Genomic DNA, 12,498 nt, shown 5'->3' with positions numbered 1-12,498 from the left:
GCGCCCGCATCATAGCGCCGCCAGCCCGGGCGGGTGCAGCGCTGCGGCAGGCGCCCCGGGGGCGGCCGCAGGCTCGATCCCCATATGCTGCATCAGCAGATGGTTGACACGGTGCACATCATAGACACGGCAGGCCCGGTCCCGCGCCGCCGCCCCCATCCGGCGGGCCAGCGCCGGGGTGCGGATGAAGGCCTCCATTGCCGCCGCCAGCGCTTCGGGGTCGTTCTGCGGCACCGTCAGCCCGGCGGCGCCGCCCAGGGTCTCGCCGCAGCCGGGCGCATCGGTGGTGATCACCGCCCGCCCCGAGGCCATCGCCTCGAGGATCGAGCGCGGAATGCCCTCGCGCAGCCGGGTCGGCAGCACAAAGACGCTGCAGCCCTGCAGCCAGGGGCGCACATCGCGGGTGAAGCCGGCCTGTTCCAGCAGCCCCTCCGCCTGCCAGCGGGCCAGCTGCTGCGGGTCAATGGCATCGGGGTTGCTGTCGGCACCGCCCAGCACCTGCAGGCGGAAACTCAGCTGCTTCTGCCGCAGGATCCGGGCGGCGGCGGCCAGCACCTCCAGCCCCTTGCTGCGCAGCAGCCGCCCTGCGAACAGGAACTGCTGCGGCCCGGCGGGCAGCGGCGCAGGCGCAAACCGCGCGGTGTCGACGCCGGAGCCGGGAACATCGTGCAGCGGCACCTGCGGCGGGATCAGCCGGAAGCGGCGGATATCGGCGCGGTCGGCGCTGTTGTAGCAGAAGGCCGCGGTCAGCCGCCGCAGCGCCAGCCGGTGCAGCAGCACCGCAACCGCGCGCACCCGCCGCCGCCGCCCGCGGGGGCGGGCTTCCATGAAGCCGTAGCCAAGCCCGGTGAACAGCGCATAGCGGCGCGGCACACCGGCCAGCTGGGCGGCCAGGCAGCCGTACAGGACCGGCTTCATCGTATAAGCCAGCACCAGCTCCGGCCGCTGCTGCCGCAGGACCGCCCAGATCGCCCGCAGGCTGGCCAGATCGCGCAGCGGGCTGGTGCCGGTGCGCTCCAGCGGGATCTCCTGCCAGGCGATGCCCTCAGCCTCCAGCACCGCGGCGGTGGCGGCATCGATCCCGGCTGCCAGCGCCAGCACCGCATAGCCGTTGGCCTGCAGCCGCCGCATCAGGTCGAGGCGGAAATTGACCAGCGAATAGCCGAGGCTGCCGATCACCACCGCACGCCGCGGCCGGGTCATTGCTGCGCCTCGCGGCGGCGGCGGCCGGCCCCCGGCGCGGCCGGCATCGAGGGCAGCGTGCCGGTGCGCCGCCGCGGGCCGGATTTCGGCGGCAGCGGCGGCGGGGTGCTGTAGCCCGGCACCAGGTCCTGCAGCAATGCGCGGACCACGCTGCTGCGGCCTGCGCGGGCGGCCTGCTCCAGCTTCAGGATCCTCGCCCGGAGCCGGGAAATCGGCACCCCGTCGGGGCGCGCCGCGCTGATCCCTGGAATGCCGGGGTCGCGGCGTTCCTCACTGGCGTCGAACAGCTCCTCGAACAGCTTCTCGCCGGGCCGCGGGCCGATGAACTTGATCTTGATGTCCTCATGCGGGGTGCGCCCGGCGAGCCGGATCATCCGCTCCGCCAGATCGGTGATCTTGACCGGCCGCCCCATGTCCAGGACGAAGATCTCGCCGTGGCTCATCTCCAGCGCCAGGCCGCTGGCGGCGGCAACCAGCGTCAGCTGCACCGCCTCGCGGATGGTCATGAAATAGCGCTCCATCCGCGGGTCGGTCACGGTCAGCGGGCCGCCCGCCGAGATCTGCCGCTGGAACAGCGGGATCAGCGAACCGGAAGAGCCCAGCACATTGCCGAAGCGCACCGAGAAGAAGCGGGTGTCCTCGCCGGTCTCATTGGTGACCCGGTCCTGCGCCTGCACGTAGAATTCCGCCACCCGCTTGGTGGCGCCCATCACATTGGTGGTGTTCACCGCCTTGTCGGTGGAGATCTGCACCATGGCGATGGCGCCGCAGCTGCGCGCCGCATCGGCCACGTTGCGGGTGCCGATCACATTGGTCAGCACGCCTTCGCAGGGGTTCTGCTCGACCAGCGGCACATGTTTCAGGGCAGCGGCGTTGAACACCAGTTCAGGACGGTGGCGGGCAAACACCGCCTCCACCCGCGCCGCATCGCGGATGCTGCCGACATAGATCCGGCGCGGCACTTCGGGGAAGTTCTGATCCAGATCCATGCCGATGGTATAGGCGTTGAGCTCGCAGTGATCGAACATCACCAGCTCGGCCGGCTTGAACGACGCGATCTGGCGGCACAGCTCCGAGCCGATCGAGCCGCCGGCGCCGGTGACCAGCACCCGCCGCCCGGCCAGCAGCTGGCGCAGCCGCGAGCGTTCCACCGCGGTCTGCGGCCGGTCCAGGATATCCTCGGGCGCCACATCCTTGAGCCGCGCCCGGCGGCCGCCGGTGCCGCTCTCGATCTCATCAAGCCCCGCCAGCCGCGACACCGCAATGCCATGCGCCTCGCACCATTTGACCAGCCGGGCGATGCCCTCGCTGTCGAAATGGGTGACCGGTTCGGTCAGCAGCAGCCGCTGCGGCAGCAGGTTCAGACCCTCGAGCCAGGCGATCACCCCTGCGGGGTCGCGCAGCGAGCCGGTGATCTGCACGTCGTGGAAATAGAGGCCTTCGGTGTTGCGGGCATCATCGATGATGCCGACCGGATGGTAGCGCGAGCCGGTGTGGCGCAGCGAGCGCAGGAACAGGTCGCAGCTGGTGCCGGTGCCGGCCAGCAGGATCGGGATGCGTTCCTCTTCGCGGGCCTGCAGCCGCTGGCGGCGCCGGATGAACTCGCGCCGCCGCGCCGCCACCCGCAGCGTGCAGAGCGCAGGCACCAGCAGCAGGAACTGGATGAGATGGAGCAGCAGCGGGATGGCAGCGGCCGCGGGCAGCAGCGCCGCCAGCGCGGCAGTGCCCGCCACCGCCAGCAGCGCGCCCTTGAGCACGGTGGCGATATCGCGCAGCGAGGTCGACTTGGTGTGGCGCCGGTAAAAGCCGGCCAGCGGGAACACCGCCGCCGCAGCCAGTCCCGACAGCGCCGCCAGGCTGGCCAGCAGCGGGCCGGGACCCGGCCCCCGCACCGCAGGCGGCGCCAGCCCGTAGGCCAGGAGACCGGCCAGAACGGCCGCCAGAACAGCGGCCAGCAGATCGCCGGCCACCAGGCGGCGGTTGGCCTTCAGCTCCGCCGCCATCTGCTTCCTGGCACGGCCCAGCCACCCGGCCAGGCCGCCAGCCAGCCCCTTGGCCTCTGTCACATTCCCGGAAAAAGAAAACCCATACCCCGGCATACTCAAAACTCCAGCAACACTGGTCACTCACACGGCTGCCCGCCCCGGGGTTCCGGTTGTTTCAGGTGAGTATTTTTGCCTCTGGCAAACACGGCACAGCAAAAGGCCGGCAAAAATGTCATGCGCCCGGCTGCACAGGCAGCCCGGAACGCCGCTCCCTATCCGCAAGAGTGCCGCCGGATCACGGTTCAACAACACGAACCCCGCCTGCGGCACATCCTGAGCCTAACGGCTGATAAGGAAGTCCCCCGGTTTATTTCCCCCCGTTAACCATAGCACAGGTTCCGCGGGCAGCAAAAAATATCCGGGCGGCGGCAAATTATGCACAGGTTTTCCACAGGATTATCAGCAGTCTCGCCGGCAGGCCCGGCACCTCCCGGCCCGCGGCTCTGGACCTGTGCCGGGCTGATTCGGGCGCCCCTGCCGCTATTGCCCGGGCGGCGGCCAGCGGAAGCTGCGGCTGACCTCCAGCGTGTCGCCGGGCTGCAGCAGGGACTGCGGGCCGGCAGCTCCGGGCGCCGCGCCGCCGGGGCGGATGATCCGGTAGCTGACCACGGCTTCGCCGCCGCCCTGGCTGGCATCCGGGCCCGCGGGCAGGCCTGCGGCCAGCGCTTCGGCATGCAGCAGCCGGGCAGTGGCCAGCCGGGTGCTGAGAGCGGCAATGTCCTGCTCCACCTCATTGAGGCGCACGAGGTTCTGCGAGCGGGCGTCACCGGTCAGCTCCAGCGCATCGCGCTCGGCGCGGTTCAGCTGCTGGCGGGCGGTCAGCCGGGCGATCTCCAGGTCCAGCCGCTTGGCCTCCAGGTCATTGAGCGCGGTGGTCAGCGAGGACACCCGGGCGCTGACCGTCAGGCCGCGCTCGCGCAGGCTGCTGGCGGTTTCCAGCTCCTCTTCGGTCAGGGCGATCTGCTTGTCGCGCAGAGTGATCTGCGTGGTCAGATGGCTGATCTGCTGGCGCAGCACCTGCTGCAGGTCGCGGATCCGGCTGCCCTGTGCTGTCCGCGCCGCCTGCGCCGCCGCCAGGATCTCGGCTTCGAGGCCGGAAGGCAGCGCGCCCGCATCCGGCGCCGCACCGCTGCCGGGATCCGACAGCGCCTGCAGGTCTGCGGCCAGCCGCCGCCGCTCCTCCTCCAGCGCCGCGATCTGGCCGCTGAGCAGCCGCACCTCTCCCTGCAGCCGCAGCGGCTGCAGGCTGTTGCCGGCGCTGTCCTGCAGCGGCAGCCGCAGCAACCCGCCTGCCAGCGCCAGCGCCTGCTGCGCCGTCAGGCCCGGGCGGAACGGATAGGCGCCGGGGGCGGCCGCATCGCCCAGCACATAGACCGGCAGGTGGCCGGTCACCCCGATCGAGATATGCGGCGGCTCCGCCATGCCGATGCTGCGCCGCAGGATCAGCGCCAGCTGCTCCGCCAGCCCGGCCGGTGTCTGCCCGGCCGCCTCCACCTGCCCGGCCAGCGGCACCAGGAGCGTGCCGTCCGGCTCCAGGGTATACTCCCCCGAGACCCCGTCCCATTGCAGGTAGGCAGCCCTTTCGGTGTCCCAGCGCAGCGCCCGGAGCAGGATCTCGTCCTGCGGCTGCAGCCGGTAGCCCTGCGCCCGCGCCGCCGGGGCCGCCGCCCCGGCCAGCAGCGCCAGCACCAGCACCAGCAGCAGCCCGTTCAGCCCATGCCGGATCCGTGTCATGTTCTTTCTCCCGCGTCTGCCCCGCCCGGCGCCACTGCGCGCCGGGCCCCGGGGCCCATGATAACCATGGCGCATTTCCGGCAAACGGCAATGCAGCCCCGCAAAAGGCTGCACACGACCCCGGCAGCGGCCGCATTTGACTGCCCCGGCAGGCGGGCTACCGTTTCCGGTATTCTGCAAAAACGGCGGGAAGGGGGGCCTGGCGTTTTCAGAGGCTTCCTGCCGCCTGCATCCCGGCCCCGTTTCAGACCCCGTGCCATCCGGATGTATTTGCTGCCATGCACAGGCTGCTGGAAATTCTCATTTGCGTCATCGCGGGCATGCTGCTCATGCCCTTTTTCGTGCTGGCCTGCGGCGCGGTGCTGGTGCTGCTCGGGCGGCCGCTGTTCTTCAGCCAGGTCCGGGCAGGCCGGAACGGGGTGCCGTTCCGGCTGATCAAGCTGCGCAGCATGCACGGCACCCGCGATGCGCAGGGCGCGCTGCTGCCGGATGCGGCACGCCAGACCCGGGTCACCGCGCTGATCCGCCGCCTGCGGCTGGATGAGCTGCCGCAGCTGGCGCTGATCCTGCGCGGCCGGATGGCGCTGGTGGGGCCGCGGCCGCTGCTGCCGCAGACCATCGCCGCCTTCGGCGAGGCCGGGCGGCGGCGCGGGCGGCTGCGCCCCGGGCTCACCGGCTGGGCCCAGGTCAGCGGCAACACCCTGCTGGCGGACCGCGAGAAGCTGCAGCTGGACCTGTGGTATGTGCATCACCGGACGGCGGCGCTGGACCTGCGCATCCTCGGCGAGACCATCGGCGTGGCCCTGGGCGGCGAGCGCCGCAGGCCGCGGCGGCTGGCGGCGGCCGCCCGCTGGCTGCAGGCCCAGGGGCCGGGACTGGGGCTGGGACCGGGGCTGGACGGCGGGCAGGAGGTGCCAGCATGAAAACGGTTTTTGTGGGCGCGGTGGAAGGATCGGCCCGGGCACTGCAGGCGGTCTGCGCGGCGGGCCATGCGCCCGCGCTGGTCGTCACCCTGCCGCCGCAGCTGGCCGCCCGCCATTCCGATTACGCCGATCTGGCGCCCCTGGCGGCGCGCTACGGCGTGGCGCTGCATCACACCGCCCGCAGCGAGGACCCCGCAACCCTGGCGGCGATCCGTGCCGTCGCGCCGGACCTCATTCTGGTGATCGGCTGGTCGCAGCTCTGCAGCGCGGCGTTCCGGGCCCTGGCGCGGCGCGGCTGCCTTGGGTTCCACCCGGCCGCCCTGCCCCGGCTGCGCGGCCGCGGGGTGATCCCCTGGACCATCCTGCTGGGCTGCCGCGAGGCCGGCGCCACCCTGTTCTGGCTCGGCGACGGCACCGACGACGGGCCGGTCGCCGCCCAGGCGCGCTATGCGATCGATCCGGACAGCATCACCGCGCGCAGCCTCTATGATCAGGCGCTGGCGGCGCTGGAACAGATGCTGCCGCCGCTGCTGGAGCGGATTGCCCGGGGCGAAATGCCCTCGGTGCCGCAGCCTGCGGAGGGCGCCAGCCTCTGTGCCCGCCGCCGCCCGGAGGACGGGCGCATCGACTGGACCCGGCCCGCGGCAGAGATCCACCGGCTGATCCGTGCCTGCGGCCCGCCCTACCCCGGCGCCTTCACCGAAAGCCCGGACGGTGCGCGGCTGGTGCTGACCGGGGTGCGCCATTGCCTGCGGCCCGGCTATTACATCGGCCTGCCCGGCCAGGTGCAGGCGGTGGAGGGCCGCCATTTCACCGTGGCCTGCGGCGACGGCGCCTGCCTGGATATCCTGGAATGGTCCGGGGCAGAGGCACCGCCGCCGCTGCACGGTAAGCTGGGAGGGCGCGCGCCATGACCCTGCTGGCAGGCGACGGCCCGGTGCTGGTGGTGGCGCCGCACCCCGATGACGAGGTGCTGGGCGCGGGCGGCACCATCGCCCGGCTGGCCGCGATGGGGCGCCAGGTGCATGCGGCCATCGTCACCCGCGGCCGCGAAGAGATCTTTGGCGCCGCGCAGATCGAAACCGTGCGCCGCGAGGCAGAGGCCGCCCACGCCCATCTGGGGGTCGCCCGGACCCATTGGCTGGGCTTTCCGGCTGCCGAGCTGGCAGAGCAGCCGCACGGGGCGCTGAACGGCGCGCTCAGCGCGCTGGTGCAGGAGCTGGCGCCATCGCTGGTGCTGGCGCCGCATCCCGGCGACATTCATCTCGACCACCAGCTGAGCTTCCTGTCCTCGCTGGTCGCCTGCCGCCCGCATCAGCCCGCCTATCCGGCGATGGTGGCGGCCTATGAGACGCTGTCGGAAACCAATTGGAACGCGCCCTATCTGACGCCGCCCTTTGTCCCGAACCTGTTCGTGGACATCAGCGGCGATGCGCTGGCGCGCAAGCTGGAGGCGTTCCGGCTGTTTGAAAGCCAGTGCCGCAGGGCGCCGCATGAGCGCGCGCCGGAGAGCCTGCGGGCACTGGCCACGCTGCGCGGGGCAACGATCCACCGCCCCGCCGCCGAAGGATTTGTACTGGTGAGACTGGTTGTGTGAGGGGGACGCGCCATGCAGCAATGGCCGATTTACGATGAGGAGCAGATCGCCGCCGCCGCGGCGGTGCTGCGCTCGGGCAAGGTGAACGCCTGGACCGGGCCGGATGTGCGGGAATTTGAGCGCAGCTACTGCGCCTATACCGGCGCCGCCCATGCCATTGCCATGGCCAATGGCACGGTGACGCTGGACTGCGCGCTCCGGGCGCTGGAGCTGCAGCCCGGCGACGAGGTGATCGTCACCCCGCGCAGTTTCATCGCCTCCGCCAGCGCGGTGCTGATGGCGGGCGGGGTGCCGGTGTTTGCCGATATCGACCGCAGCAGCCAGAACATCACCGCCGCAACCATCGCGCCGCTGATCACGCCGCGCACCCGCGGCATCCTGCCGGTGCATCTGGGCGGCTGGCCCTGCGACATGAAGGCAATTATGGATCTGGCCCGCGCCCATGGGCTGTGGGTGATCGAGGACTGCGCCCAGGCCCATGGCGCAATGATCGGGCCGCGCCATGCCGGCACCTTCGGCGATTTCGGCTCCTTCTCCTTCTGTCAGGACAAGATCCTGTCAACCGGCGGCGAAGGCGGCCTGCTGCTGACCAGCGATGATGCGCTCTGGTCCCGGGCCTGGAGCCACAAGGACCACGGCAAGGACTATGACACCGTGTTCAACCGCAGCCACCCGCCGGGATTCCGCTGGCTGCACAGCGGCGCGCCCGGCACCAACCTGCGGATGGCCGGGCCCGCCGCGGCGATCGGCCGGGTGCAGCTGAGGCGGCTGGATCAGTGGCGGGCGCAGCGCACCGCCAATGCGCAGCTGCTGGCGGTGGCGCTCAGCCCCTGCAGCCTCTTCCGGGTGCCGCTGCCGCCGCCCGGGATCACCCATGCCTATTACCGCTTCTATGCCTTCGTGCGCCCCGAAGCGCTGGCGCCGGGCTGGTCGCGCGACCGCATCCTGGCAGAGATCAATGCGGCGGGCTTTCCCGCCTTTTCCGGCAGCTGCTCCGAGATCTACCGCGAAGGCGTGTTCCGCAGCCGCGGCCTGGGCCCCGCCCATCCGCTGCCCAACGCCCGCGAGCTCGGCAAGACCAGCCTTGCCTTCCTGGTCGATCCGGGCTGGAGCCTGGAAGACACCCACCGGCTGGCGCAGTGCGTGCAGCAGGTGGCCGCCCGCGCCGAGGCCCGCAGCCGTCCGGCAGCCGGCACCGGCAGCTGAACCGGCGGCTGAACCGCACCGGGCGGCCTTCAGGCCATGCTCCAGCGGCGCCGGGGCCGCGTTCAGAGACCCTGGCGCGCCGCGTCCGGGCCCTTGCGGAACCCCTCGACCCAATGCGCCACCACCTGCAGCGCCGCCGCCTCGTCGCCCGCGGCCACCGCCTGGCGCAGGCTGCGCAGAAAGCCCGCGACCTCGATTTCCGACAGCACGGTCTCGCGGGCGCAGAAGATCTTCTGGTGGCGGGTGCGGATCAGCTCGCCGCTGAGGGTCAGCTCCTCCTCCATCTTCTCGCCCGGGCGCAGGCCGATGATCTCGATTTCGATATCGCCCTCAGGGGCCCCGGCATCGCGCACGCTGTGGCCTGCGCTTTCGATCACCTGGCGGGCCAGCTGCAGGATCGGCACCGGTTCGCCCATGTCCAGCACAAAGACCTCGCCGCCCTTGGCCATGTCGCCCGCCTGCAGCACCAGCTGCACCGCCTCGCGGATGGTCATGAAGTAGCGCTTCACGGCCGGGTCGGTGACGGTGACCGGCCCGCCGCGGCTGACCTGCTCCTGAAACAGCGGCACCACAGAGCCGGAGGAGCCCAGCACATTGCCGAAGCGCACCATGGTGAACACGGTGCTTTGCCCGTGGCGGGTGGCCAGGTCCTGCACAACGAGCTCTGCCATCCGCTTGGAGGCCCCCATCACATTGGCCGGGTTCACCGCCTTGTCCGAGGAGATCAGGATGAACCGCTCCACCCCTGCCCGGGCCGCGGCACGCGCCAGGGTCCGGGTGCCGAAGACGTTGTTGGCCAGCCCCGGCAACGGATTCGCCTCGACCAGCGGCACATGCTTATAGGCCGCCGCATGCAGCACCACCTGCACCGCATGGGCATTGAGCACCATCCGCACCTGGCGCGGATCGGTGACCGAGCCCAGCACCGGCACCAGCGCGATGCCCGCGTCCTCGGCCAGCGGCCCCAGTTCCTGCAGCACGGTGTAAAGCGCCAGCTCGGAAAGCTCGAACAGCACCAGTTTCGACGGGCGGCAGGCCAGCACCTGGCGGCACAGCTCGGAGCCGATCGAGCCGCCGGCGCCGGAGACCAGCACCGCCTTGCCCTGGTAGGAGCCGGCCGCCTCCTGCAGCGGCACATCGCGCGCCGCCCGGCCCAGGAAGGCCTGCGGCGCCACCGGCGTCAGCTTGTCGACCAGCGCCTCCTCGCCAATGAGCTGGGCAAAGGAGGGCAGCGCCTGCACCTCCAGCCCCAGGTTCTGCAGCCGCCGGGTGATCTGGGCCTGGCGCGGCTGGCTTTGCGAGGGCATCGCCAGCAGCACCCGGCGGATGCCGCGCGCCTCGGCGACTTCGGCAATCCGCGACGGCGCGAACACCGGCAGCCCGACCAGCGTCAGCCCCTGCAGCGAGGAATTGTCATCGGCAAAGGCGACGGGGTCGATACCGTCATGCGCCTTCAGCGCCTGCGCCAGCTGGGTGCCGGTATTGCCGGCCCCGTAGATCAGCACCCGGCAGCGCGGCCTGGCGCGGCGGTAGATCATCAGCACCAGCTGCAGCATCGCGGCGCGGGCCGCCGCCATCGACAGGAAATAGCAGATCGCAAACACCGCATGGGTGCCCGGGCCCAGCGGCGGCCCGAAGACGGAGGTGAGCCCGGCCAGCACCAGCGCGCTGCCGCCTGCCAGCAGGGCGCTTTGCGCCGCGGCATGGCGTTCATAGGCGTTGAGCTGCACATGCGGCAGCCCCAGCCACAGCGCCAGCACGGCCGCAGCCGCAACCGCATAGGGCAGCAGCGGCAGCAGCTGCGCCAGCACCGGCTCCGGCAGCGGCTGCACCGCCAGGGTGAACAGCAGCGCCAGCGGCAAGAGCGCCAGATCCACCGCCAGGAAGACGCAGGATTTCTGTTTGCGCGACAGCGCGCTGATCAGATTGTACATGCCTGCCTGCCCCCGGATGCCTGCATTTCCTGCCCTGTTATTGCCGGCTGCTGCCCGCACGCAGCCCCTGGCTGCCGGATAGCAGAAAAAGGTAAATCAAACACGGCTCCGATACGCTGAAACCCGGTGCGCAGCCGGTAAAACACAGTTTCAATCATAACCGGATTCTCCTGCCCCGCAAAACGGCCTGCGGCGGAAACCCGCCGGGCGGGCCGGGCCGCGGGGGCCAGCCTGCCTGGCCGTGCCTCTATGCAGCCTATACGCGAAACAGCGGGCATCCGCCTACCCCTTGCGGAAGATATTGCCAATGGTCTGGAACACGATGTCGAAGTCAAAGCACATGTTCTGATGGCGCTGATAGATCAGGTCCAGCCGGGCCTTGGCCGGCACGCAGAGCCGGGAGTAGACGGCATCGGTTTCCGCGGTGCTGCGGCAGCGGGCCAGCAGCGCCGCCTCATGCTTGTGATAGGCGACCGAGGCCAGGCCGGTGACGCCGGGGCGCGATTTCAGCACCCGGGCATAAAGCTCCGGATGCGCCTCGGTGTACTGGCGCAGGGGCGGGCGCGGCCCGACAAAGGAGAGATCGCCCCGCAGGATGTTCCACAGCTGCGGGAACTCGTCCAGGCGTTTCGCCCGCAGCCAGGCGCCGGTCCGGGTGATGCGGGCCGACTTGTCGCCGCCGGAGACGCCGGAATCGCGCGCCACCACCGTCATCGTCCTCAGCTTCCAGAGCCGGAACGGCTGGTCCACCCCCTTCATCCGCTCCGCCACATAGAACAGCGGACGGCCTTCCTGCCACAACAGCCACAGCAGCAGCAGCAGCAGCACCGGCCCCAGGATCACGATCAGCAGGGATGCGAAGAACAGGTCGAAAATCCGTTTGCGCCAGGTCATCCGGGCAGCACTTCCTTACATGCGGTTTCGGCGGCAGGCGGCCGGAGGCGGCTCAGCTGAGCGGAGCCGGGAGATGCAGATGCGGCGCCAGCGGCGTCCATTCCGAGGCCATCTCGCCGGCATTGCCCGGCTCCAGCGGCACCCCCGCCGGCAGCAGGCGCATCAGCCGCGACACATCCAGCTGCACGTCGGGAATGGCCGCTTCCGGCGCCGCCTGCAGGTCATAGGGCAGCCCGGCCGCCTGCAGCAGCTCGCCCATCGCCACGGTGCCCGGCTGCGCCACGTTCAGAACCGGCGGCAGCGCCGGCGCGGCCACCAGCGCCGCCAGCACCCGCGCCAGCGCCCGGGCGCCGATATAGCTGCGCCGCGGGGTGCGGCCGCAGGGAAACCGGTCCAGCCGGAAGCCCGGCCGCCAGCCGCCCAGGGCGGCATCCAGCCCGGCGATATTGCCGATCCTGAGCGCCGTCACCTGCACCCCCAGCTCTGCCGCCAGCGCCGCCGCCTTCAGTTCCATCTCCGCCTTGGCGCGGCCGTAGCCGCTGCCCGGCTGCAGCGGGCTGTCTTCATTCAGCAGTCCCGGCTGGCTGCCGTAGACCGCCGCCGAGGACGTTAGGATCACCCGGGCGCCGCCTGCCCGCGCCGCCGCGTGCACCGCGGCCAGCGCCAGGTCCACATTGTCCGACAGGGGCTGGTTGCGCCGCGACCCCGGCACCACGCCGGCCAGGCACAGGATCACCTCCGCGCCGCGCGCCGCCCGCGCCAGCCCGTCCGGATCCGCCATCGGGTCCAGGATGCGCCAGTCGAAGTCCCACACCGCTTCCGGCGCCAGCCCCGGAGGCGGGCAGCGCGCCTGCCAGACCAGCTCTGCACCGCGCGGCCAGCTCAGCCGCAGCAATTGGCCGATACGCCCGGAGGAGCCCATCACCAGTGTGGCGGGAATGTTCATACTGTGCCTCGTCTGC

General features: G+C 71.2%; 10 protein-coding genes. 4 read left to right on the top strand and 6 right to left on the bottom strand.

Features of this window, described 5'->3' with window-relative positions; genetic code table 11:
* Window positions 1–9 precede the first annotated feature (9 nt).
* From K3725_RS22430 to K3725_RS22420, 3 genes are all read right to left on the bottom strand, one after another.
* Window positions 10–1,203 carry a glycosyltransferase family 4 protein gene (locus K3725_RS22430; RefSeq protein WP_260019138.1) on the bottom strand — a complete coding sequence of 398 codons (1,194 nt, stop codon included), beginning with the start codon at window positions 1,201–1,203 and terminating at the stop codon, window positions 10–12.
* Window positions 1,200–3,269: a nucleoside-diphosphate sugar epimerase/dehydratase gene (locus K3725_RS22425; protein ID WP_260019137.1), complete on the bottom strand. Its 2,070-nt coding sequence runs from the start codon at window positions 3,267–3,269 to the stop codon at window positions 1,200–1,202. The genes K3725_RS22430 and K3725_RS22425 overlap by 4 nt, the downstream gene beginning before the upstream one ends.
* Before the next feature lie 459 nt (window positions 3,270–3,728).
* On the bottom strand, window positions 3,729–4,982 hold the full coding sequence (locus tag K3725_RS22420; protein ID WP_260019136.1) for a polysaccharide biosynthesis/export family protein: 1,254 nt from the start codon (window positions 4,980–4,982) through the stop codon (window positions 3,729–3,731).
* Between the two features lie 278 nt (window positions 4,983–5,260).
* On the opposite strand from K3725_RS22420, the gene K3725_RS22415 reads away from it, so the two are divergent.
* Genes K3725_RS22415 through K3725_RS22400 form a run of 4 tightly spaced genes read left to right on the top strand, consistent with a single transcriptional unit; the run spans window position 5,261 to window position 8,708 of the window.
* Window positions 5,261–5,905 carry a sugar transferase gene (locus K3725_RS22415; RefSeq protein WP_260019135.1) on the top strand — a complete coding sequence of 215 codons (645 nt, stop codon included), beginning with the start codon at window positions 5,261–5,263 and terminating at the stop codon, window positions 5,903–5,905.
* Window positions 5,902–6,819: a methionyl-tRNA formyltransferase gene (locus tag K3725_RS22410; RefSeq protein ID WP_260019134.1), complete on the top strand. Its 918-nt coding sequence runs from the start codon at window positions 5,902–5,904 to the stop codon at window positions 6,817–6,819. Before K3725_RS22415 ends, K3725_RS22410 begins: the two co-directional genes overlap by 4 nt.
* Window positions 6,816–7,502, top strand: a complete 687-nt coding sequence (locus K3725_RS22405; RefSeq protein WP_260019133.1) for a PIG-L deacetylase family protein — start codon at window positions 6,816–6,818, stop codon at window positions 7,500–7,502. Before K3725_RS22410 ends, K3725_RS22405 begins: the two co-directional genes overlap by 4 nt.
* Before the next feature lie 12 nt (window positions 7,503–7,514).
* The gene (locus tag K3725_RS22400; RefSeq protein ID WP_260019132.1) at window positions 7,515–8,708 is read left to right on the top strand and encodes a DegT/DnrJ/EryC1/StrS aminotransferase family protein; all 1,194 of its coding nucleotides are present in this window, start codon (window positions 7,515–7,517) and stop codon (window positions 8,706–8,708) included.
* Window positions 8,709–8,770: 62 nt separating this feature from the next.
* Here the strand turns inward: K3725_RS22400 and K3725_RS22395 are convergent, their stop codons facing one another.
* From K3725_RS22395 to K3725_RS22385, 3 genes are all read right to left on the bottom strand, one after another.
* Window positions 8,771–10,642 carry a nucleoside-diphosphate sugar epimerase/dehydratase gene (locus K3725_RS22395; protein ID WP_260019131.1) on the bottom strand — a complete coding sequence of 624 codons (1,872 nt, stop codon included), beginning with the start codon at window positions 10,640–10,642 and terminating at the stop codon, window positions 8,771–8,773.
* A 282-nt stretch (window positions 10,643–10,924) separates the two neighbouring features.
* Complete coding sequence (locus tag K3725_RS22390; RefSeq protein WP_260019130.1) at window positions 10,925–11,536, bottom strand: sugar transferase; 612 nt, start codon at window positions 11,534–11,536, stop codon at window positions 10,925–10,927.
* A gap of 52 nt (window positions 11,537–11,588) precedes the next feature.
* Entirely contained in the window at window positions 11,589–12,482 is an 894-nt protein-coding gene (locus tag K3725_RS22385) for an NAD(P)-dependent oxidoreductase (RefSeq protein ID WP_260019129.1), read from the bottom strand.
* Between the last annotated feature and the right edge of the window lie 16 nt (window positions 12,483–12,498).

The sequence above is a fragment of the Leisingera sp. S132 genome, from assembly GCF_025144465.1.
Classification (GTDB): Bacteria; Pseudomonadota; Alphaproteobacteria; order Rhodobacterales; family Rhodobacteraceae; genus Leisingera.
This window is presented reverse-complemented; position numbering and strand designations above follow the sequence as displayed.

Excerpts from the sequence above, each read along its gene's own strand:
- K3725_RS22405 (WP_260019133.1), top strand. The coding sequence starts at position 6,816 with ATGACCCTGCTGGCAGGCGACGGCCCGGTGCTGGTGGTGGCGCCGCAC.
- K3725_RS22415 (WP_260019135.1), top strand. The coding sequence starts at position 5,261 with ATGCACAGGCTGCTGGAAATTCTCATTTGCGTCATCGCGGGCATGCTG.
- K3725_RS22400 (WP_260019132.1), top strand. The coding sequence starts at position 7,515 with ATGCAGCAATGGCCGATTTACGATGAGGAGCAGATCGCCGCCGCCGCG.
- K3725_RS22420 (WP_260019136.1), bottom strand. The coding sequence starts at position 4,982 with ATGACACGGATCCGGCATGGGCTGAACGGGCTGCTGCTGGTGCTGGTG.
- K3725_RS22430 (WP_260019138.1), bottom strand. The coding sequence starts at position 1,203 with ATGACCCGGCCGCGGCGTGCGGTGGTGATCGGCAGCCTCGGCTATTCG.
- K3725_RS22385 (WP_260019129.1), bottom strand. The coding sequence starts at position 12,482 with ATGAACATTCCCGCCACACTGGTGATGGGCTCCTCCGGGCGTATCGGC.
- K3725_RS22395 (WP_260019131.1), bottom strand. The coding sequence starts at position 10,642 with ATGTACAATCTGATCAGCGCGCTGTCGCGCAAACAGAAATCCTGCGTC.
- K3725_RS22390 (WP_260019130.1), bottom strand. The coding sequence starts at position 11,536 with ATGACCTGGCGCAAACGGATTTTCGACCTGTTCTTCGCATCCCTGCTG.
- K3725_RS22410 (WP_260019134.1), top strand. The coding sequence starts at position 5,902 with ATGAAAACGGTTTTTGTGGGCGCGGTGGAAGGATCGGCCCGGGCACTG.